A 20,447-nucleotide genomic window follows, 5' to 3' on the forward strand; every position below is an offset into this window, starting at 1 on the left:
TTGTGTAGGGTCGGGCTCAGCCGCGGCCGCCCTTGGCGAAGCGGCGGGCGAGGAAGCCGGCGATGAGCGGCAGCGACACCGTCAGCACGATCATCACGGTGCCGAGCGCGTTGATTTCCGGGCTGATGGAATTGCGCAGCATGGCGAAGATCTGCGTCGGCACGGTCTCGGTGCCGCCGGACTTCCAGAACAGGGTCGCCGTCACGTCGTCGAAGCTGATGGTGAAGGCGAACAGCATCCCCGCGAACACGGCCGGCATGAGCAGCGGCAGGGTGACGCGGAAGAACGTCTCCCACGCATTGGCGCCGAGCGAACGGGCCGCTTCCTCGTAGACCGGCTTGATGCCGGTCAACCGCGCCTGCACCACCAGCACCACGAAGGGCAGCGTGATGAGCACATGGCCCATGAGCAGCAGCGCGAAGCTCTTGGGGATGGACAGCCAGCGCAGGAACAGCAGCAGCGCGACACCCAGCACCACCTCGGGCACCAGGATGGGCGTGATGAGCAGCGTGTTGATGAGGCCCTTGCCGGGGAAGTCGTAGCGCACCATCGCCAGGCTCGCGGCGATGCCGATGGCGGTCGAGATGATCGCCGTCAGCGTGCCCAGCACCAGCGAGGTCTGGAAGGCGTTGACGATGGCGTCGTTGGCCCACAGCGCCTGAAACCAGCGGAACGAGAAACCTTCCAGCGGGAAGGTGCCGAAGCGGCTGGAATTGAAGCTGAGCAGCACCACCACGGCGATGGGCGCGAACATGAACACGTAGACCAGCACCGTGGCGACGCGGATGAAGCTCCACCCCGACGGGCGCGGCAGGCGGAAGCGGCGGCCGGCGCGGGTGGGCGCTTCGGCGGTGGCGGCGGCGCGGTCGGCGATCCGGGCCGCCGTGCGGGCGGGGGCGGAGGGCGTGCTCGTCGTCTGCATCATCCGAAGCTCTTCGACAGCTGGTTGAGGCCCATGAGGCGGCCATAGACGGTGACCACGGTGCCCAGCACCACCAGCAGCACGATGGAGAGCGCAGCCCCCAGCGGCCAGTTGAGCTGGATGATGATCGCCTCGAAGATCAGGTTGGCGAACATGGCGTTGGTCGGCCCGCCGAGGATGAGCGGCGTGATGTAGGTGCCGGCGCCGAGCACGAAGCACAGCAGGCTCCCCGCCGCCAGACCCGGCAGCGACAGCGGCAGCGTCACCTTCAGGAAGGCCCCGAAGGGCGTGGCGCCCAGGGTGCGGGCGGCCGACACCAGGTTGCCGTCGATGCCCACCAGGCTGACGTAGACGTTCAGGATCATGAACGGCAGCAGGTAGTGGACGAGGCCGAGAATCACCGTCGCCTCGTTATACAGCAGCTGCAACGGCTCGCCGGTCAGCCCGGCCCATTGCAGCAGGGCGTTCACCGCGCCGCTGGTGCCGAGAATGTTGATCCACGACAGCGTGCGGATGATGTAGCTGATCCAGAACGGCAGCATCAGCAGCATGAGCAGCAGGCCCTTGTTCTTCATGCGCGTGTTGGCGATGAAGTAGGCCGGGATGTAGCCCACGACGGCGCAGATGACGGTCGTCATCAGCGCGATGCGCACCGTGTAGAACAGGATGTCGTGATAGAAGACGTCGGAGAAGAATTCCGCCCAGTTATCCAGGTGGAAGCCGCCGGTGTCGGCACCGGTGGCCGTCCGCAGCCAGAAACTGTAGACGACGATGAAGCACAGCGGCGCCAGCAGCAGGAAGCTCAGTGTCCCCAGCGCGGGGGACAACAGAAGCCACGGGCGCGCCTTGGTCTCTGCAAGGCTGCTCACGGAATGAAATCCCTGTTCCCTGTTCAGGTCTACGGCGGTGATGGCGGGCGGCTTCTGGCGGCCGTCCCTTGACGATGGAGAAAGTCTAACCGCCCCTGTCGACATTTGGGAAATACATAGTCACAATCGCGACCATAGCGTTTGGGAATGTGGGAGGCGAAGACCGTGCGGCGGGGCCTGGATGACCTGACGGAAGGGACGGACGGTGCCGATGCGCTGGACCGGCTGGCGGCGCTGGAGAAGTTCACCCGGCAGTTGGATTGGAACCTCTTGCGCACCTTCATGATGATCGTGCAGGAAGGCGGCATCACCCGCGCCGCCGACCGCATGCTGCTGGCCCAGCCCACCGTCTCCAACCGCCTGAAGCGCCTGGAGCGGCAGTTGGGCCGCCGGCTGGTGGAGCGCGGCGCCGGCACCTTCCGGGTCACCGCCCACGGCGACCTGCTGTATCGGGAATGCGTCGAGATCTACGGCAACATCTCGCGCCTGAACGTGCTGCTGCGCGACATCCGCGAGGAGATTTCCGGCCACGTCTCCATCGTCATGGCAAGCCATGTGCAAAGCCCGCTGCTCGACGAGGTGCTGGCCGCCTTCCACGAGAGCCACCCGCTCGTCACCTTCTCCATCGACGTCACCACCTCGACCGACGTCACCCAGCAGGTGCAGCACAAGACGGCGAGCTGCGGCGTCTGCCTGGTCTACGACCGGGTGCCGGGCCTGCGCTACGAGGTGCTGTTCCGCGAACACTTCCAGTTCTTCTGCGGCCGCCGCAACCCGCTGTTCGGCCGCACTGACCTGACCATCGCCGACCTGCGCGACCAGCCGCTGGTCAGCTTCAAGACCGACCAGTTGTCCGGCGTGCTGCGCCCCGTCGCCCTGCTGCGCACCCAGGAGCGCATCGAGGGCCGGGTGGTCGGCACCACGTCGAACCTGGAAGAGGTGCGGCGCATGATCCTCGCCGGGCTCGGCATCGGCCCGCTGCCCATGCACGTGGTCGAGGCGGACGTGCGCGAGGGCCGCTTGTGGCCGCTGCCCCCCTACGAGTCGCCGCCGGCCGTCGACGTCTACATGGTGACCAACCCGGCGACCCACCTGAACCGGGCCGAAGCGGCCTTCGTCGAAGCCCTGCGCGAAAAGGTGGCGGCGACGCCGGCGCGAGAACGCATCTACCCCTATCCCCTGCCGGGAAGACCCACCCGCACCGAGGTATCTCCGACTACAAAGCAAAAGTAGAAAAGCCCAAAAGCTGTTCAATTTTTGCCCTAAAGGCGTAGTATGTCACTCGGATGATCGACGGCAGTCGGTCCGGGGGATTACGCACGGGGAGAATTGAACGATGGCCGACGTGTACATGAAGCGCTGGCAGGACGCCAAGGCGGCGTTCGAGAAGGCGACGGGGAAGAAGAAGCCGAGCGGCAACTTCCTCGGCATCTTCCGGCGGACGGGCATGAGCGACGCCTGCAAGGCGCTGGACAAGGCCGCCGACGGCGATGCCCCGGCCATGGAAAAGGCGCTGACGGACTTCAAGAAGACCGCCGCGACCTATGAAAAGGAGCTTCTCGCCGCCGAGAAGGCCGACAGCAACGCCGACTACAAGAAAGAAGTCCAGAAGCTGGTCGGCGAGATGGACACCATCGAGACGCTGTTCCGCTCCGCGCTCGAGGAGAAGCTGCCGGTCACCATTCGCCTGCCCAACGCCATCAGCCGCAGCGACAACGTGTTCCGCCGCGTGAAGTCGCGCGACGTCGACCTGAAGCCGGTCACCTTCCATGTCGGCTTCGCGGAAACCTCGGTACGCCTCGCCAAGATGGTGGAAGACGAGGTTGACGGGCTGGTGGAGACGCTCATCCAGCGCGCCAGCAACCAGATCCGCGACCTGGAAGAGGAACTGGCCGCCTACATCGACTCGACGGTCCCCAAGGCCATCGCCGCCAAGGACAAGGACAAGGCCGTCCAGGCCATGATGAAGGAATGCACCAACATCATCGCCCGTTATCGGGTGGAGGTGGACGCCATGGTGGATTCCATCTGCAAGGACTGGTTCACCAAGCACAAGATCGCGTCCGACTACAAGAAGGGCTTCGCCTTCACGGTGGTGAAGGGCGTCGTCGGCATCACCCTGTCGGTGACGGCGACGGTTCTGACGGGCGGCGCGGCGCTCGCCGTGATCCTTCCGGCCATCGCGTCCAACGGCAAGACCCTGGTGAGCATGCTGGCGGCCACCTACAAGTACGTGCGCGACATCGAGACGACGGAGCAGAAGCTCATCGAGGAGAACAAGGAACTGGTGGAGATGTACGAGCGCGCCAGCCGCGCCAGCGTGGAATGGACCGAGTTCCAGTCCTTCCTCGGCGCACCCTGGGCCACCGGCATCCTCGGCTTCTCCAAGACGACCGACGAATACACCAAGAAGTGCGTCGACTACGAGACCAAGTACCTGCCGCCCATCCGCACCAAGTTCCGCGAGATCCAGAAGCAGATCGCCCAGGTGGCCGACGCCGACCCGGCGGTGGCGCGCAAGCTGTCCAAGCCCTTCGAAGAAGCCTTCGACGCCGTCGCCAACGAGAACAAGGTGCTGGAAAAGCGCATGGACCTGCGCATCAAGGCTCGCTCCGACGTCGAGGTGCTGCAGGCCACGCGGCCCGGCGTCATCAAGCTCTACAAGGCCATCGACGGCGGCAGCAACATCGCCTCGGCCGGCTCGGCGGTGAAGAGCCTGGTGTCCATCGTCAGCGCCGTCGTCTGACGGCAGGACCCGAGGGCCGGGGTCGGCGGCGCATCCGCACCCGGTGACGGACCGCATCGAAAGTGCTACGACTGGTGGGGTCACTGTGGACCCCACGCCATGCCGCACATCCGTCGCCGACCTGCCCTCGCCGCCTGCCTGATCGCCGCCGCGCTGCTGTCGGCGGCCGCCGCACCCGCCGCCGCCGCCGACATCCGCATCGGCGCCCTCGCGTTCCGCGGCACCGAGGAAGCGGTGCATACCTGGGGTCCGACCGTCGACGCGCTGGCGCGCGCCCTGCCCGAACACAATCTGGTGCTGGTGCCGCTCGACCTGGTGGCCATGGGCCGTGCCGTCGCGGTGGGCGATGTCGACTTCGTGCTCACCAACCCCGGCCATTACGTCGAGCTGGAGCTGGCCCACACCATCACCCGCATCGCGACGCTGGAAACCACCGATCACGGCACGCCGCGCGCCGCCGTTGGATCGGTCATCTTCACCCGCGCCGACCGCGCCGACATCCAGTCCCTGACGGACCTGCGCGGCATGGTCTTCGAAGCGGTGGCCCCGACCGCCTTCGGCGGCTTCCAGATCGCCTGGCGCGAGTTGCGCGACGCCGGCGTCGAGCCGCACGACGACTTCGCGGAGCTGCGCTTCACGGGCTTCCCGCTCGACCAGATCGTCTACGACGTGCGCGACCGCAGGGCCGATGCCGGCACGGTGCGCGCCTGCCTGCTGGAGGAAATGGCGGCAGAGGGCCGCATCGACCTGGCCGACTTCCACATCCTCAATCCCATGCCGGCCGACGGCTTCCCCTGCCTCGTGTCGTCGCGGCTCTATCCCGACTGGGCCTTCGCCAAGCTGCGCCACACCGACCGCGCGCTGGCCAAGCAGGTGGCCATGGCGCTGCTCGGCCTCGGCATGGCGGGGCCGCTGCCGGCCGGGGCGGCGCAGTGGACGGTGCCGCTGAGCTACCAGCCGGTCTACGACCTCTACGCGGACCTGCGCATCGGCCCCTTCGCCGTGGAACCGTCGGAGGTCTTCGCCGAAATGCTGCGGCGGCACTGGGAATGGCCGGCGCTGGCCGCCGCCCTGCTGCTGCTGGCCGGCCTGTTCCACCTGCGCACCGAGCGGCTGGTGGCCCGGCGCACCGCCGAGCTTCACCGCGAGATGGACGAACGCCGCAAGGCGCAGGAAGAAGCGCAGCTGCGCCTCGCCGAACTGGCGCACGTGTCGCGGCAGTCGACCATGGGTGAACTGGCGTCGGGCCTCGCCCACGAGATCAACCAGCCGCTCGCCGCCATCACCAACTACGCCAACGGCTGCATCCGGCGGCTGGAGGTGGACGCCGGCAACGCCGAGATCCTGGAGGCCATCCGCCAGATCGTCCGCCAGGCACAGCGTGCCGCCGGCATCATCCAGAACATCCGCGCGTTCCTCCGCAAGGGCGAGGAATCGCGCCGGCCGCTGGACGTCAACACCGTGCTGCGGGACGCCGCCGCCCTGCTCGCCGCCGAAACGCGCCATGCGCGGGTGGCGGTCGCCCTCGACCTGGGGGACGGGCTGCCGCCGGTCCTGGCCGACCGCATCCAGCTGGAGCAGGTGGTGGTCAACCTCATGCGCAACGCGGTGGAGGCCATGCAGGCGGTGCCGCCCGACGAACGGCGCCTGACCCTGCGCACGGCGGCGGAAGACGGCGGTACGGCGGTGCTGGTGGCGGTGCGCGACACCGGTCCCGGCCTGCCCGCCGATGCCCGCGAGCGGGTGTTCGAGCCCTTCTTCACCACCAAGCCCAACGGCATGGGCCTCGGCCTGTCCATCAGCCAGAGCATCGTGGAGAACCACGGCGGCTGGCTCGGCATCGAGGAGGAGCCGAGCGGCGCCGGCACCGTGGTCGCCTTCTCCCTGCCCGCCTGGACCGAGGACCGGGCGGCCGACGCGCGCATCCTCGGCGGTACTCAGGCGAGCGGGATCACGCCTGCTTCGCCGCCTGCTCGATGACGCCGTACCAGCCGAGGCCGCGATAGGTCTCGTAGCCCGGCGTCAGGGCGAACCCGACCATGCGGCCGCCCTCGTCCTCGTAGGAGCCGCTGGTCTCGCCGCCGGTGCGCAAGGCATAGTGCTCGGACAGCACGCCGCGGCCGTCGCTGGCGGCGATGATGCGGTGGCGGCTGTCGACCAGCATGACGCGCGTGCGGCGCCGTTCTTCCTCGGTGAAGCGCAGGCCGTCGACGATGGTCTGGGCCTGGCTCTCCCAGTCGAAGAAGATGCCGAGCACGCCGACGACGGGTCCGCGCGCCTCGCCGTCGCGCCGCACGGCGGTGGCATAGGTGGCGACGGCGGCCCCGCCGAGGGCGTGGTTGCGTTCCACGTCCGCCACCGCGAAGGCACCGCCGTCGCGGGTGGCGAGCGCGTCGCGGAACCAGGCTTCGCCGGCGACCGAGGTGCCGACCACGCCCGGCCAGCGGTCGGGCCGGCCGTTGGCGAGCACGTGGCCGGACTTGTCCACCACCCAGAGGTCCAGGTAGACGGTGTAGCTGTCGAGGATGACGCCGAGCCGCCGCGCGGCGTGGCGGCAGCGCTCCGGCGTCGGGTCGGTGCAGGCGTCGACCACGGCGCTGTCGGTGGCCCACCAGCGCACGTCGCACGACCGCTCGTAGAGGTTCCGGTCCATCAGCTCGATGGCGTAGCCGGCGAGGTCGGTGAGGCGGGAGCCGCGCACCCGCTGCGCCGTCTCCTGCAGGTCGACGACTTCCTGGCGGAACATCTCGCGCAGCTCGTCGGCGATGACGGTGACGCGGCCCGAGATTTCCTTCACCTCGGTGGCGACCACGGCGAAGCCGCGCCCCACCTCGCCGGCCCGCGACGCCTCGATGAGCGCGTTCAGCGCCAGGATGTTGGTGGCTTTGGTGACCTTCTGGATCTCGTCGACCTTCAGGGTCGCGAGGTCGCTGATCTTGGTCGCCAGCGTGAGAATCCGCTCCGGCATACGCCCCTCCCCGGTGGACGAGTTCCGGGCGGTGACGCTACCATGACATGCACACAAAAAATGCAGGGAAGTGCGCTGCCTAGACTTCAGGCATACGGCATGCGGCGGACGTCGGTGTGGGAGAAGTCGTCGCCCTTGAACAGCAGCGGCTGGTCCCGGTCCTTGGCGAGGGCATAGGCGAAGCAGTCGCCGAAATTGAGCTTCGCCGCGTGCCCCGACCCGCGGCCATAGCGGCGATAGGCCTCGCGGGCGAGGCGGGCCTGGTCGGCGGTGACGGGGGCGATCTCGATCCGGGCCCGCGTGAGCAGGTGATCGACCAGGCCCGAGAACGCCGGATCCCGGAGCTTGTCGATCACGATGCCGAGTTCCAGGTAGTTGGCCGCCGACATGAGGCGTACCGAAGAGGCCGTCAGGACGTTCATGAGGGGGACGGCATCGTCCTCCCCCTGAAGGATCGCCACCAGGGCGGAGGTGTCGATGATCACTTGGGCAGCCCGTCCTCGTCGTACAGCCCGTCGGTATCGAGCCGCCGCCCTTCGAGCCGGGCGGTGCACTGTCGCGCCAGCGCCATCAGATCGTCCAATTCGGCGGACTGCGCCTCCGGCGCCGGCTCCGCCTCCACCCGCTGCCACTGTTCGTCGAGGGCATCCTCCACCACCTGGGCGATGCTCTTGCCGGTGCGCTCCGCGAGCTTGCGGGCGAGGTCCTCGGCGCGCTGGCTTCTGACGTACATGGCGAAACTCCGGGTCGGGTCTACCGATAAATTACGCCTGCGGCGGGCGGGCGTCCACCTTGGCCGGACGGTCGAGGCGGCCGGCGTGGACGCTGTGGACCTTGTCACGCCCCGTCAGGAACACCGTGAAATCACGGGCGAACAGGCTGCGGATGGCCGGGTCCCACACCTCCAGCCCGCCGGTGAAGGTGCCGAAGGCGGGCAGCAGCAGGCGGCGGGTGTCGGTGACGAAGCACGGCCGCGACAGGCGCTGGCCGCGCACCGTCACCGCCGCCTTGGGGTGCAGGTGGCCGGCCACCTCGCCGTCGGCGCGCGGGCCGGGCGTCGGGTCGTGGCGGAACACCAGCGGCCCGATGCGTTCCTCCGCCGCCGCCCGGCCGCCCAGGTGGAGCGGCGCCACCGGGTCGTGGTTGCCGGTGATCCATACCCAGTCGGTGGCCGCCGTCAGCTTGCGCAGGCGGGCGGCGTCGGTCTCGCCCAGGCGCTGCGCCGCCTCGCCGTCGTGGAAGGCATCGCCCAGCGCGATGAGGCGCTTCGGGGCATGGCGGCGCACCAGCAGTTCCAGCAGGCCCAGCGTCTCCCGCGTGTCGTAGGGCGGCAGCAGGCCGGCGCCGCGCCGGGCCAGGGTCGCCGCCTTCTCCAGGTGCATGTCGGCGACCACCAGGGTGCGTTCCTTGGGCCAGAACAGGGCGCCGGTGGGGTCCGGCAGCAGCATCACGCCCTTGACCAGCATCAGCCCACCGCCTCGGCGATGAGGTCCGCCGCCGCTTCGTCCAGAAGATCGTCCAGGATGGCGCCCGCCATGCTTTCCTTCCCGATGTCGAGGAGCACCGGCACGGCCAGCGGCGAAACGCGGGCCAGCCGCCGGTGCTCGATGTTGCCCTGCGCCTTATAGAGCATGTCGGTCAGCCTGTGCAGGTCGATCAGGCCGCCTTCGGCATCGGCGCGGGTGGCGCGCAGCAGGACATGCTCGGGCTCGTACTTGCGCAGCACGTCGTAGATGAGGTCGGAGTTGAAGGTCACCTGCCGCCCCGATTTCTCCGCCCCCGCGATGCGCCGCTGGACCAGCCCGGCAATCACCGCCACCTGACGGAAGGCGCGCTTGAGCATGGGGCTCTCGGCCATCCACTCCTCCAGGTCGTCGCCGAGGATGTCGTAGTCGAACAGCCGCTCCACATGGTCGGCGGCATCGACGGCGGACCACACGGCGATGGCGTAGTCGTTGGCGACGAAGCCGAGCGGCTTCAGCTTCAGCCGCTCCATGCGTCGCGTCAGCAGCATCCCGAGCGTCTGGTGGGCGTTGCGGCCGGCCAGGCTGTAGGCCACCAGGAAGGCCCGCCCCCGGCGCGGAAAGGTCTCGACCAGCACGGTGCCGGGGCGCGGCAGGGTGGAGCGGGCCTCCTGGATGTCGGCCCAGTCGCGCACCGCCGCCGGCAGGCGCGCCCGCCGCACCGGGTCGGACAGGATCGCCACCACACGGTCGGCGAGGCGGGCCGAGATGGGCAGCCGGCCGCCCATGTAGGCCGGCACCTTGGGGTCCTGCCCCTGGGCCTTGGCGGCGATCACCGTCATCTCGCGCACGCCCTCGAACCGCAGGGTCTGGCCGGCGAAGATGAAGGTGTCGCCGGGTGCGAGGCCCATGACGAAGTATTCCTCCACCTCGCCCAGATAGGGCCCGCGCCCGAGCCGCACCTTCAGCGTTTCCGCCTCCACGATGGTGCCGACGTTCATGCGCCAGTCGCGCACGAAGCGGGGGTTGGCGATCTTAAAGCGGCCGTCCTTGAGCGGCGCGAGGCGCCGGTACTGGTCGTAGGTCTTGAGCGCATAGCCGCCGTCCTTCACGAAGCGCAGCACGCCGTCGAAGGTCTCGCGGTCGAGGTCGGCATAGGGCGCCGCGGTGCGCACCTCGGCGAACAGGTCGTCGGGATGGAAGGCACCGGCGCAGGCCACCCCTAGAACATGCTGCGCCAGCACGTCGAGCGCCCCGGCGCGGGGCGGCGGATCGTCCAGCTCCCCCGCCCGCATGGCGTCGAGCGCCGCCTCGCACTCCAGGTACTCGAAGCGGTTGCCCGGCACCAGCAGGGCCTGCGAGGGGGCGTCGAGCCGGTGGTTGGCGCGGCCGATGCGCTGGATCATGCGCGCCGAGCCCTTGGGGGCGCCGATCTGGATCACCAGGTCGACGGCGCCCCAGTCGATGCCGAGGTCGAGCGAGCTGGTCGCCACCACCGCCCGCAGCTTGCCCGCCGCCATGGCCGCCTCCACCTTGCGGCGCTGCTCGGCGGCGAGGCTGCCGTGGTGGAGCGCGATGGGCAGCGCCTCGTCGTTGAGCCGCCACAGCGCCTGGAAGACGATTTCTCCTTGCGCGCGGGTGTTGACGAACACCAGCGTGGTGCGATGGCTGCGGATCTGGTCCATCACCTCCGGCATGGCGTGATGCGCCATGTGCCCGGCCCACGGCGGATCCTTGGCGGCGTCGAGGATGCCGACCTCGGCCGTCGCCCCCGCCGCGCCGCGAATGACCACCGCATCGGGCGCCACGTGGCAAGCCAGGGCCTCCGGCTGCGCCACCGTCGCCGACAGCCCGACCGCCCGCACCTGCGGCCGCAGCGCCCGCAAGCGCGCGAGGCACAGCGCCAGTTGATCGCCCCGCTTGGTGCCGGCCAGCGCGTGCAACTCGTCCACCACCACCGCCGCCAGATCGCCGAACAGCCGCGGCGCGTCGGGGTAGGACAGCATGAGGGCGAGGCTCTCGGGCGTCGTCATCAGCAGGTTGGGCGGGTGGGTGCGCTGGCGCTGGCGCTTGGCGGCGGGCGTGTCGCCGGTGCGGGTCTCGTGGCTGACCGGCAGGCCGGCCTCGGCGATGGGCTGTTCCAGATTACGGTGGACGTCCACCGCCAGCGCCTTCAGCGGCGAAATGTAGAGGGTATGCAGCCCCTCCCGCGGCGCCCGGGTGAGGTCGGCGAGGCTCGGCAGGAAGCCGGCGAGCGTCTTGCCGCCGCCGGTGGGGGCGATGAGCAGCGCGCTTTGCCCGCCCGCCGCCGCCTCCAGCATGGCGCGCTGGTGGTCGCGCAGGGTCCAGCCGCGGGCGGCGAACCACTGGCGGAGCGGGGCGGGCAGCAGGTCGGAGTCGAGCGGCATGGGCGGCGGAAAGCGGGACGACGGGTTGCCCATAGGTAATGTCGGCGCAACCGCCGGGAAAGTGGCCCTGGCCCCGGCGGCCCGAAGCAGGCATGCTCATCCCACAAGAATACTGGGAGATTCACGCATGATCGACATCCGCATCGACGGGGTGCTGACGGGCACGCCGCGGGCTTTCGGGCCCGACGGGCGCACCAGCACCATCGCCAGCCGCTATCCCGCCTCGGGGCCCGTCGCCGTGGGACCGGACGGGTTCGCCGGCGACGCCGTCGCCGACACCCGGAACCACGGCGGCGCCGACAAGGCCGTGCACCACTACCCGCGCGACCATTACACGGCCTGGGTCGCCGATCTGCAGCCGGGGGCGCCCACCATCCTCGGCGAGGTCGGGGCCTTCGGCGAGAACATCTCCACCTCCGGCATCACGGAAGAGGACGTCTGCATCGGCGACTGCTTCCGCGCCGGCTCCGCCCTCGTGCAGGTGAGCCAGGCCCGCCAGCCGTGCTGGAAGCTCAACGTCCGCTTCGCCACGCCCGACATGGCCAAGCGCGTGCAGACCACCGGCCGCACCGGCTGGTACTACCGCGTGCTGGACCCGGGCGAGATCGGCCTCGGCGACCGGCTGGTGCTGGAGTCCCGCCCGCAGCCCGAGTGGTCGCTGGCCCGCATCCTGCACGTCCTCTACCACGACACCCTCAACCGCGACGCCCTGGCCGCCATCGCCGGGATCCCCGAACTGGCCGACGGCTGGCGCCGCCTCGCCGCGCGGCGCCTGGAGACCATGAAGGTCGAGGACTGGTCGGCCCGCCTGCAGAGCGCCTGACCGATCACCGGCCCCGGCGGCCGGCTTGACCGGGCGGCGGCCGCGGCCTACCGTGCCCCGGCAACAACAAGCGGGAGGGAGGGGCATGCGCGCCCTTGGCCGGTTTCTGCTCGGCGTCCTGGCGGTCGTCGGCGTCCTGACGCTCGGACTCGTCGGGCTGGTGTGGTGGGGCCTGTCGAGCCTCGACGTGGCCGAAGTGCTGCACGACGTGGAGCGGCCGGAGCGCTTCGTGCTGACGCTCGACCTGCGCCGCCCCTTCCCCGAAGGCGAGCCGGCCGTGCCCTTCGCCCTGCTGGAGGGCGGCGCCGACCCGTCGCTCGCCGGCACCGTCCGCGCCATCGACGCCGCCGCCGCCGACCCGCAGGTCACCGCCCTGCTGGCGGAAGTGGGCGGCACCGGCGCCGGCCTCGCCCAGGCGCAGGACATCCGCGCCGCCGTCCAGCGTTTCCGCGCCGCCGGCAAGCCCGCCTGGGTCTTCGCCGAGACGCTGAACGAGGGCGACGACATGGTCGACACCTACCTCGCCGCCGCCTTCGATCAGGTGATCCTGCAGCCGTCGGGCGGCATCGGCCCGCTCGGCTTCGCGGCGGAGGTGCCCTTCGCCCGCGGCCTGCTCGACGAGATCGGCGTGCAGCCGCAGTTCGACGCCCGCGAGGACCACAAGAACGCCCTCGACAGCCTCACCCGCCGCGAGATGAGCGCCGCCCAGCGCGAAAGCCTCGACGCCCTGCTCGGCGGCTTCTGGCAGCAGGTGCGCGCCGACATCGCCACCGACCGCGGCATCGCGCCGGAAGACGTGCAGAAGGCCGCCCTCGCCTCGCCCCTGCTGCCGCCGGAAGCCCTGGAGGCGCGGCTGGTCGACCGCCTCGCCTACCGCGACGAGGCCGAAGCCGCCCTGTTCGAGCAGGCCGGCACCCGCGACACCCTGGCGCTGGAAGACTACGCCGCCGACCTGTTCGGCGACGGCCCGTCCGGCGACCGGCCGCACATCGCCCTCATCCACGCCACCGGCGAAGTGCTGCGCGGCGAGGCCGAGGAAAGCCTCCTCGGCGGCGAACAGGCCATCTACTCCGACACCGTCGCCCGCGCCCTGCAGGAAGCGGTGGACGACGAGAGCACCCGCGCGGTGGTGCTGCGCATCGACAGCCCCGGCGGCTCCTACGTCGCCTCCGACATCCTGTGGCGCAAGATCCGCCAGGTGCGCGACAGCGGCCTGCCGGTGGTGGTGTCGCTCGGCAACGTGGCGGCCTCGGGCGGCTACTTCATCGCCATGGCGGGCGACCACATCGTCGCCGCGCCGGGCACCATCACGGGCTCCATCGGCGTCATCTCGGGCAAGATCGTGCTGCAGGAGATGTGGAACAAGCTCGACGTGCAGTGGGATGCGGTCACCACCGGCGGCCCGGCCCTCATGTACAGCGCCAACCAGCCCTTCACCTGGGAACAGTGGCAGAAGTTCCAGCGCCAGCTCGACTGGATCTACGCCGACTTCGTGGACAAGGTCGCCCAGTCGCGCGGCCTGACCCGGCAGCAGGTGGAAGCCGTCGCCGGCGGCCGCATCTGGACCGGCACCGCCGCCCTCGAACGCGGCCTGGTGGACGAGCTGGGCGGCTTCGACGCCGCCGTCGCCGAAGCCAAGCGCCGCGCCGGCATCGCCACCGACACGGCGGTCTCGCTGGTGTCCTTCCCCAAGCCGCGGTCGCGCTTCGACCAGCTGATGGAGACCCTCGGCGGCACACCGCTGGCCGGCACGGACGCGCGCACGCTGGCCGCGCTCGCCCGCGTCGTCCGCCTGCTCGACCCGCTCGCCGACCACCTGGAGGCCGCCGACACCGGCGCCGTCCGCACGCCCCTGCCCGCCTACACCGGCGACGGCCGCTGACGGACCGGGTGCGGGGTGGCGGGCGCCACGGCCCCGCCCCTCCTACTCCGCCGCTTCGTCCTTGAGGCCGCGCCAGGCGGCCAGGGCGCGGTGGCGGGCGGCGCCGTGGTCGACCAGGGGCTGCGCGTAGCCGGTACGGGCGACCTCCAGCGGGCTGTCCCACGGGCGGTGGATGAGGCGGTCGGAAACCCCCGCCAGTTCCGGCACCCAGCGGCGGACGTAGTGGCCGCGCGGGTCGAACTTCTCGCCCTGCAGCACCGGGTTGAAGATGCGGAAGTAAGGCGCGGCGTCGGCGCCGCAGCCAGCCACCCACTGCCAGCTCGCCGGGTTGTTGGCCCAATGGGCGTCGACCAGGGTGTCGTGGAACCACGCCTCGCCCATCTGCCACGGCAACAGCAGGTCCTTCACCAGGAACGACCCGACGATCATGCGCACGCGGTTGTGCATCCAGCCGGTCTGCCACAGCTCGCGCATGCCGGCGTCGACGATGGGATAGCCGGTGCGGCCGCGCTGCCAGGCCCGCAGCTCGTCGGGCGCATCGCGCCAGGGGAAAGCGTCGTATTCGTGGCGCAGGGAACGGCGCGCCATGTCCGGGTGGTGGACCACCTGATAGGCCGAGAACTCGCGCCAGCCGATCTCGCCGAGGAAGGTCTCCGCCCCCTGGCCCTCGGCCATGGCGGAGACGGCGTTCCACACCTGGCGGGCGGTGATCTCGCCGAACCGCAGGTGGGGCGACAGGCGGGAGGTGGCGGGCTCGGCCGGGATGTTGCGGCCGGTGCGGTAGCCGGCCACGTGGGTCTCCAGGAAGGCGTGCAGCCGGGTCCAGGCAGCATCCTCGCCGGGGGTCCAGGTATCGCGCAGGCCGCCGGCCCAGTCGGGCGCCGTCGGCAGCAGACCGAAGGACGCGAGCGACTCCGGCGCCGGCGCCGGTGAGGCCGGGCGCAGGGCGTCCGGAGCGGGCAGAGTGACCGGGCGCTCCAGGCCCTGGCGCAGGGCGCGGAAGAAGGGGGTGTAGACCTGATAGGGCTGGCCGCTGCCGTTGCGCAGGCGGGCGGGGTCGATCAGGTGGTCGTGGGGGAAGACCACCAGCCGGACGCCCTGGCGCTCCAGCGCGTCCGCGAGACGCTTCTCGGCCGCCGCCTGGGCGGGGTCGAGGCTGCCGATCACGAAGACTTCGGCGGCGCCGGCCTCGCCCGCCACCTGCGGCACCACGTCGGCGGGACGACCACCGCGCAGCACCAGCGGGGCGCCGAGCCGCGCCAGCCCCGCCGACAGCCGCTCCAGGCTGTGATGCAGCCACCACCGCACCGCTCCACCCAAGGGCCGCGCGGTCGGGCCGTCGCCGAGACCGTGGTCGCGGTCGACGACGAAGAGCGGCACCACCGGCACGCCGCGTCCGGCGGCGGCGTGCAGGGCGGGGTGATCGGCGAGGCGGAGGTCGTCGCGGAACAGGACGACGATGGGGGCAGGGGCGGAAGCGGCCATGGCGGTCTCGTGCAATGCGGCGGGGAAATGGTCGGAAACCCGTATGAAATCACCGGATTATACGGGCCGTGCGGGTTTTCCGATCAACGCCCGCCGAACTTTTTCCGCTGCAACCCGCGCGAGAACCGCCGGCCGCCATGCCTCCGCCGTCAGAACAGCGGCGGCAGGTGCTTGTCGAGCACCACGGCGAGGAAGACGCCGCCGAGGTAGCTCATGGAGCCGAAGAACACGCGCCGCGCCTCGGCATGGCTCGGGTCCTTCACCAGGCGCCAGTTCTTCCACAGGAAGTGGACGCCGAAGGCCGCCGCCAGCACGCCGTAGACCGGCCCCAGGCCGCCCATCATCCACGGCACCAGCGACGATCCCACCAGCAGCACCGAATTGAACAGGATGGCCCGCGCCGTCTGGGCATCGCCCACCAGCACCGGCAGCATGGGCACGCCGGCCTTGGCGTAGTCCTCGCGCAGCAGGATGGCCAGCGCCCAGAAGTGGCTCGGCGTCCACAGGAACAGGAAGACGGCCATCACCGCCGGCAGCAGCCACTGGCCGGGATCGACGGCGGCGGCGCCGGCCATGATGGCGAAGCTGCCCGCCGCGCCGCCGATGACGATGTTCAGCCAGGTCCGCCGCTTCAGCCACACCGTATAGACGATGCCGTAGACGAAGGCGCCGAGGAACAGGTGCACGGCGACCGCCCAGTTGAAGGTGACGGTGGCGAGCCCACATCCCACCACGAGCAGCCCGGCGGCCAGCCACAGGGCGGCGCGGGGATCGGCCATGGCGCCGGTCGCCAGCGGCCGCTTGGCGGTGCGCTTCATCAGGCTGTCGATGTCGCGGTCGTAGAAGTGGTTGAAGACCGAACTCGACGCAGAGCCGAGCAGCATGGCGAGCGCGAGCAGGAGAAGGTGTGTGACGTCCAGCTGGTCTGCGACCGCCGCATATCCGACCATGGCGGTCAGGGCTATCATGAAGCCGATGCGCAGCTTGCAGAGCTCGAGATAGCTCTTCAGGGTCATGGCGCCTCCCACGGGGCCGGTCTTTGCGACGGCCGCCCCTCTGTTGTTCGTTATGGGAAATAGCCTGACACGAGCAGTCGGATATTGGCAAGTGGCCCCGCGGAACGCAGGCCGGCGATCCCCCACGGCGTGGTCAACGCGCGGGCCGCCACAGCCGCTTCAACGCCATCCACACGAACATGACGCCGCCGATCACGGCGATCAGGCCGCCGAGCCCCATGACCCCCATGGCGGCCGTCTTGGCGAGCGAATCGAGGGCCTGCTCGGCGCCGGCGGTCTTGCGGGCGACGCCGAAAGTGCCGGCCACGAACAGGCCGACCGAATGCACCGTCTGGCCGGCGAAGTAGAGCGCGAGGAACCACAGCACCGCCCGCGCCCGCCCGAAGCCGCGGCCGAGCACCGGCAGCACGACGGTGGCGAACAGGGTCATGAGGGCGAGGTTCACCCCGCCGATGACGGCGTGGTAGTGCGCCGGCGTGCGGGTGTCGCCGTGGCCGAGGCCGTAGCCGAGCACGCCGCCGATGCCGAACAGCACCAGCGACAGCACGAGGCCGAGGGTCGCCGGATCGCGCCACGTCAGGCTCGCCCGCCGTCGCCACAGCACCTGCGCCAGCCCCGCCATGGCCACCGCCGCCGGCACCACCAGGGCGTAGAGGTAGAGGTCGGTGAAGGCCTGGTAGTGGTCGCTGCTCATGACGTCGCGGCCGACGGTGTAGACGACGCCCGCCGCCGCCGTCGCCGGCAGGGCCAGCGTCACCAGGCTGAACAGGCGGCGCGGCAGGATGTGCTCGCCCCAGGCGTTGCGCGCCACCATGTGCCAGCCGACGATGAGCAGGCCGGTGTTGACCACCTGCAGCACATGGCCGCCGCCCCAGAACAGCTGCTCGTTGTAGACTTCCGCCGTCAGCGTGGCCGGCAACTGCATCCAGGCCGAGACGAAGCACACCGGCGCCGCCAGATAGGTCAGCCCCACCGCCGCCACGCCCCAGGGCAGGGGCTCCGGCACCTCCCGCCCCGCGATGTTGAGCAGCAGCCGCACCACCGGCAGGGCGACGCCGGTGAACAGCACCGCGAGCCCGGCGTAATAAAGCGGATGCACCAGCACCGGCACGTAGTTGTTCAACGACGGATTGCCCAGACCGGCCAAGGTGCCGGCGACCAGCATCACCATGCTCAGCACCGTCAGCCCGAGCCCCGCCGGACCGAGCCACGCCGCCCGCAGGTCGGAGCGCGACTTGCCGGTCATGCGGTCGGTGGCGAGCACGCTCAGCACGCCGAGGGTGCCGAGGAACCAGATGACGACGGAAAACACGACGTGCGTCACCAGGGCCTGCCGGAAGAAGACGTTGGGGTCCCACGGCAGCAGGTCCTGCAGGCCGGGGGTGCGTGCCGGCACGATGAGCAGCACGAAGACCCCGGCGATGGCGAGCGCGGCGACGCTCAACGCCGCCCAGCCGTGCAACTCCCGCTGCAACACCACGGCGCCGACCCGCAGGTCGGGGGCGGAGGCGGCGGAAGGCACACCGTCGGCGGCGATGTCACGGCTCATCGGAGGCAGCACCTCGTTGCAGCGAACGGAACGGGCGGATCGGGCGTCTCAGACGTACACGTGGTAGAGCATCCAGTAGACGACCACGCCGGACACGGACACGTACATCCACACCGGCCAGGTGACCTTGGCGAGGGCCCGGTGGCGGGCGTCGGCGCGGTGCAGGCCGCGCCAGGCGGTGACCAGGATCATGGGTGTCGCCACCGCCGCCAGCAGCACGTGGCTGACCAGGAAGACGTAATAGACGGGCCGGATCGCCCCCTCGCCGCGGAACTGGAAGATCGGCGCGGTGAAGTGATAGACGAGGTAGGACGCGAGGAAGACCGCCGAGACGCCGATGGCGCCCAGCATGGCCTTGCGGTGCGCCTGCACCTTGCCCTGCTTGATGAGCACGAAGGCCGCCAGCAGCAGGACGATGGTGACGCCGTTGAGCGCCGCGTTGAGGTGCGGCAGGGTGGATGCGGTGTCCATGGCGCCCCCGGTCAGCCGTTGGACAGCATCACGAAGGCACTGAGGTAGAACCCGCCGGCGAGCGCGAGCAGCGCCAGCGCCGTCAGGATCTTGCGGGTCTTGCGGCCGGAGTCGGTCATGGCGGTCCCCTCGCTGTTCTGGCGCCGCCGCCTGCGTGGGCGGCGATCGGTTGCGGGACAATACCCGTGCAAAAAGCTCGGGTAGATGATGCCTGCCGCTGCGGGAAAAAACAACCGGCCCCCGCGCGTGTTTCGGGGCGGCGGCGCGTTATCTCGCCCGCGGCCGGCGCAGGGTGGCGAGCGCGATCCCGGAGAAGATCAGCGCCAGGCCGGCGGCGTGGTACCAGCGGAAGACCTCGTCCAGGAACACCACGGCGAGGACGGCGGTGAACACCGGCAGCAGGTTGATGTAGAGCCCCGCCGTGTTGGCCCCGGCCTCCGCCACGCCGCGGTTCCAGAAATAGAAGGCGCCGATGGCCGGCCCCGTCGCCACATAGGCGAGCACCAGCGCCATCTCCCACGTCAGCGGCACGGCGCCGCCGCCGAGCGCGATCTCGACGCCGTAGAAGGGCAGCAGGAACAGGAGGCCGGCGCTCATCTGCACCGTCAGGAACACGCCGGGCGTCAGGCCGGGCGGATGGGCCCGCAGCATGACCGAATAAAGCGCCCACACCAGCACCGCCAGCAGCATGAGCGCATCGCCCTGGTGCAGTTCCAGGCCGAGCAACACCGCCAGCTCGCCGCGGCTCACCACCACCGCCACGCCCACCATGGACAGGGCGATGCCGGCCATGGCGCCGCCGCTCGGCCGGTCGCGCAGCCAGATCCACGACACCAGCACGATGGTCATGGGCATGGCCGAATTGACCAGCGTGACGTTGATGGCGGTGGTCGTCTGCAGCGCCATGTAGAGCAGCAGGTTATACAGGCCCGCCGACAGGATCCCGAGCGCCGCCAGCGCCTTCCACCGCCGCCGGATCACCGGCCACTGGCGCCGCACGCCGGCCGCCGTCAACGGCAGCAGCAGCAGGATGGCGAGCGCCCAGCGCACCGACGACAGGGCGAGCGGCGAGATCTCGCCGGCCACCAGACGCCCGGCGATGGCGTTGCCGGCCCAGAACAGCGGCGGCATGACGAGCATCAGATAGGGCGAGGACCACCAGGGGCGGCGCGTATCGGCATCGGCGGCGGCGGGGGTGACGGACAAGGGGGACGTGTCTCCGGGTGGGGTGTTTTTTGCAGGCTACCATGCCGCAGGCCGGCCATGCGGACCAAGGGCCGTTCTCGCCGTGACAGGCGGTCCCCGATGGGGCAGGATAGCGGCCCGTTTCCATCCGTCCCGGGATGCGTCCCATGTTCAGCCTCGACGACCGCCTCGCCGCCGACACCGTGGAGATCGCGCGCTGGCCTCTGTGCCGCGTGCTGCTCATGAACGATCGGACCTACCCCTGGCTGATCCTGGTGCCGCAGCGGGAGGGTGTGAGCGAGGTGCACGAGCTGTCGCGCGACGATCGCGTGCGCCTGATGGACGAAACGGCCCAGGCCGCCGACCTGCTGCACCGCTTCACCAAGGCCGACAAGATGAACGTGGCGGCGCTCGGCAACATGGTGCGACAACTGCACGTCCACGTCATCGCCCGCTTCGCCGACGACCCGGCATGGCCCAAGCCCGTGTGGGGCGTGCGCCCGGCGGAACCCTACGACGCGGCGGAACTGCCGCATGTGCTCGCCCGCCTGCGCGACGCCATCACGCCGCCGGAACTGGGTGCCCCCAAGGGCGACCCGGCCCCCGCGGCGGCCGTCGCCCCCGCCTCGCGCACGGTGCACTGAAGGGCACCGCGCCCGA

Annotated in this window: 18 protein-coding genes; 6 read left to right on the forward strand and 12 right to left on the reverse strand. The window is 70.4% G+C overall.

From position 1 onward, the window contains the following. Positions 1 to 16: 16 nt before the first annotated feature. Together CRP50_RS15315 and CRP50_RS15320 are read right to left on the reverse strand one after the other, a co-directional pair. A complete protein-coding gene (locus CRP50_RS15315) occupies positions 17 to 925 on the reverse strand; it encodes an ABC transporter permease (protein ID WP_245913494.1) in 909 nt (302 codons plus the stop codon). Further along, a complete protein-coding gene (locus tag CRP50_RS15320; RefSeq protein ID WP_245913495.1) occupies positions 922 to 1,791 on the reverse strand; it encodes an ABC transporter permease in 870 nt (289 codons plus the stop codon). The genes CRP50_RS15315 and CRP50_RS15320 overlap by 4 nt, the downstream gene beginning before the upstream one ends. A 165-nt stretch (positions 1,792 to 1,956) precedes the next feature. Here CRP50_RS15320 and CRP50_RS15325 point away from each other — a divergent pair, with 165 nt between their 5' ends. From CRP50_RS15325 to CRP50_RS15335, 3 genes are all read left to right on the forward strand, one after another. Beyond that, entirely contained in the window at positions 1,957 to 3,024 is a 1,068-nt protein-coding gene (locus tag CRP50_RS15325) for a LysR family transcriptional regulator (RefSeq protein WP_245913496.1), read from the forward strand. 103 nt (positions 3,025 to 3,127) lie between these two features. Then, positions 3,128 to 4,537, forward strand: a complete 1,410-nt coding sequence (locus CRP50_RS15330; protein WP_097280052.1) for a hypothetical protein — start codon at positions 3,128 to 3,130, stop codon at positions 4,535 to 4,537. A gap of 99 nt (positions 4,538 to 4,636) precedes the next feature. After that, positions 4,637 to 6,517, forward strand: a complete 1,881-nt coding sequence (locus CRP50_RS15335; protein WP_097280053.1) for a PhnD/SsuA/transferrin family substrate-binding protein — start codon at positions 4,637 to 4,639, stop codon at positions 6,515 to 6,517. Here the strand turns inward: CRP50_RS15335 and CRP50_RS15340 are convergent. From CRP50_RS15340 to CRP50_RS15360, 5 genes are all read right to left on the reverse strand, one after another. Beyond that, on the reverse strand, positions 6,489 to 7,505 hold the full coding sequence (locus tag CRP50_RS15340; protein ID WP_097280054.1) for a methyl-accepting chemotaxis protein: 1,017 nt from the start codon (positions 7,503 to 7,505) through the stop codon (positions 6,489 to 6,491). The genes CRP50_RS15335 and CRP50_RS15340 overlap by 29 nt on opposite strands. Before the next feature lie 86 nt (positions 7,506 to 7,591). Then, the gene (locus CRP50_RS15345) at positions 7,592 to 7,990 is read right to left on the reverse strand and encodes a type II toxin-antitoxin system VapC family toxin (protein WP_097280055.1); all 399 of its coding nucleotides are present in this window, start codon (positions 7,988 to 7,990) and stop codon (positions 7,592 to 7,594) included. Then, positions 7,987 to 8,238: a type II toxin-antitoxin system VapB family antitoxin gene (locus CRP50_RS15350; protein ID WP_097280056.1), complete on the reverse strand. Its 252-nt coding sequence runs from the start codon at positions 8,236 to 8,238 to the stop codon at positions 7,987 to 7,989. Before CRP50_RS15350 ends, CRP50_RS15345 begins: the two co-directional genes overlap by 4 nt. A gap of 31 nt (positions 8,239 to 8,269) precedes the next feature. After that, a complete protein-coding gene (gene pdeM / locus CRP50_RS15355) occupies positions 8,270 to 8,971 on the reverse strand; it encodes a ligase-associated DNA damage response endonuclease PdeM (RefSeq protein WP_097280057.1) in 702 nt (233 codons plus the stop codon). Continuing rightward, positions 8,971 to 11,376 (reverse strand): ligase-associated DNA damage response DEXH box helicase, encoded by a 2,406-nt coding sequence (locus tag CRP50_RS15360; protein WP_176525191.1) that lies wholly within the window; start codon positions 11,374 to 11,376, stop codon positions 8,971 to 8,973. Before CRP50_RS15360 ends, pdeM begins: the two co-directional genes overlap by 1 nt. A gap of 127 nt (positions 11,377 to 11,503) precedes the next feature. Between CRP50_RS15360 and CRP50_RS15365 the strand changes: the two genes are divergently transcribed. Then, positions 11,504 to 12,199: an MOSC domain-containing protein gene (locus CRP50_RS15365; RefSeq protein ID WP_097280059.1), complete on the forward strand. Its 696-nt coding sequence runs from the start codon at positions 11,504 to 11,506 to the stop codon at positions 12,197 to 12,199. Between the two features lie 85 nt (positions 12,200 to 12,284). Then, positions 12,285 to 14,081 (forward strand): signal peptide peptidase SppA, encoded by a 1,797-nt coding sequence (gene sppA, locus CRP50_RS15370; protein ID WP_097280060.1) that lies wholly within the window; start codon positions 12,285 to 12,287, stop codon positions 14,079 to 14,081. A gap of 42 nt (positions 14,082 to 14,123) precedes the next feature. Here sppA and CRP50_RS15375 read toward each other — a convergent pair whose 3' ends face one another. The 5 genes from CRP50_RS15375 to CRP50_RS15395 form a co-directional block, all read right to left on the reverse strand. Next, positions 14,124 to 15,566 (reverse strand): cryptochrome/photolyase family protein, encoded by a 1,443-nt coding sequence (locus tag CRP50_RS15375; protein WP_097280061.1) that lies wholly within the window; start codon positions 15,564 to 15,566, stop codon positions 14,124 to 14,126. 149 nt (positions 15,567 to 15,715) lie between these two features. Further along, positions 15,716 to 16,582 carry a heme o synthase gene (gene cyoE / locus CRP50_RS15380; protein WP_097280062.1) on the reverse strand — a complete coding sequence of 289 codons (867 nt, stop codon included), beginning with the start codon at positions 16,580 to 16,582 and terminating at the stop codon, positions 15,716 to 15,718. Between the two features lie 133 nt (positions 16,583 to 16,715). Further along, on the reverse strand, positions 16,716 to 18,131 hold the full coding sequence (locus CRP50_RS15385; protein WP_097280063.1) for a cbb3-type cytochrome c oxidase subunit I: 1,416 nt from the start codon (positions 18,129 to 18,131) through the stop codon (positions 16,716 to 16,718). A 48-nt stretch (positions 18,132 to 18,179) separates the two neighbouring features. Continuing rightward, positions 18,180 to 18,602: a DUF420 domain-containing protein gene (locus tag CRP50_RS15390; protein ID WP_097280064.1), complete on the reverse strand. Its 423-nt coding sequence runs from the start codon at positions 18,600 to 18,602 to the stop codon at positions 18,180 to 18,182. Between the two features lie 267 nt (positions 18,603 to 18,869). Then, a complete protein-coding gene (locus CRP50_RS15395; RefSeq protein WP_245913497.1) occupies positions 18,870 to 19,808 on the reverse strand; it encodes a DMT family transporter in 939 nt (312 codons plus the stop codon). Positions 19,809 to 19,954: 146 nt separating this feature from the next. Between CRP50_RS15395 and CRP50_RS15400 the strand changes: the two genes are divergently transcribed. Continuing rightward, positions 19,955 to 20,431 (forward strand): HIT domain-containing protein, encoded by a 477-nt coding sequence (locus CRP50_RS15400; protein ID WP_097280065.1) that lies wholly within the window; start codon positions 19,955 to 19,957, stop codon positions 20,429 to 20,431. Positions 20,432 to 20,447 lie beyond the last annotated feature (16 nt).

Origin of the sequence: Caenispirillum bisanense (assembly GCF_900230255.1) — a bacterium.
In the GTDB taxonomy this organism is placed as follows: Bacteria; Pseudomonadota; Alphaproteobacteria; order Rhodospirillales; family Rhodospirillaceae; genus Caenispirillum; species Caenispirillum bisanense_A.

What these genes read in the sequence shown, in the direction of transcription:
- cyoE (WP_097280062.1), bottom strand. Translation starts at nt 16,582, where the DNA reads ATGACCCTGAAGAGCTATCTCGAGCTCTGCAAGCTGCGCATCGGCTTC.
- CRP50_RS15335 (WP_097280053.1), top strand. Translation starts at nt 4,637, where the DNA reads ATGCCGCACATCCGTCGCCGACCTGCCCTCGCCGCCTGCCTGATCGCC.
- sppA (WP_097280060.1), top strand. Translation starts at nt 12,285, where the DNA reads ATGCGCGCCCTTGGCCGGTTTCTGCTCGGCGTCCTGGCGGTCGTCGGC.
- CRP50_RS15340 (WP_097280054.1), bottom strand. Translation starts at nt 7,505, where the DNA reads ATGCCGGAGCGGATTCTCACGCTGGCGACCAAGATCAGCGACCTCGCG.
- CRP50_RS15385 (WP_097280063.1), bottom strand. Translation starts at nt 18,131, where the DNA reads ATGAGCCGTGACATCGCCGCCGACGGTGTGCCTTCCGCCGCCTCCGCC.
- CRP50_RS15365 (WP_097280059.1), top strand. Translation starts at nt 11,504, where the DNA reads ATGATCGACATCCGCATCGACGGGGTGCTGACGGGCACGCCGCGGGCT.
- CRP50_RS15350 (WP_097280056.1), bottom strand. Translation starts at nt 8,238, where the DNA reads ATGTACGTCAGAAGCCAGCGCGCCGAGGACCTCGCCCGCAAGCTCGCG.
- CRP50_RS15400 (WP_097280065.1), top strand. Translation starts at nt 19,955, where the DNA reads ATGTTCAGCCTCGACGACCGCCTCGCCGCCGACACCGTGGAGATCGCG.
- CRP50_RS15315 (WP_245913494.1), bottom strand. Translation starts at nt 925, where the DNA reads ATGATGCAGACGACGAGCACGCCCTCCGCCCCCGCCCGCACGGCGGCC.
- CRP50_RS15360 (WP_176525191.1), bottom strand. Translation starts at nt 11,376, where the DNA reads ATGCCGCTCGACTCCGACCTGCTGCCCGCCCCGCTCCGCCAGTGGTTC.
- pdeM (WP_097280057.1), bottom strand. Translation starts at nt 8,971, where the DNA reads ATGCTGGTCAAGGGCGTGATGCTGCTGCCGGACCCCACCGGCGCCCTG.
- CRP50_RS15330 (WP_097280052.1), top strand. Translation starts at nt 3,128, where the DNA reads ATGGCCGACGTGTACATGAAGCGCTGGCAGGACGCCAAGGCGGCGTTC.
- CRP50_RS15390 (WP_097280064.1), bottom strand. Translation starts at nt 18,602, where the DNA reads ATGGACACCGCATCCACCCTGCCGCACCTCAACGCGGCGCTCAACGGC.
- CRP50_RS15375 (WP_097280061.1), bottom strand. Translation starts at nt 15,566, where the DNA reads ATGGCCGCTTCCGCCCCTGCCCCCATCGTCGTCCTGTTCCGCGACGAC.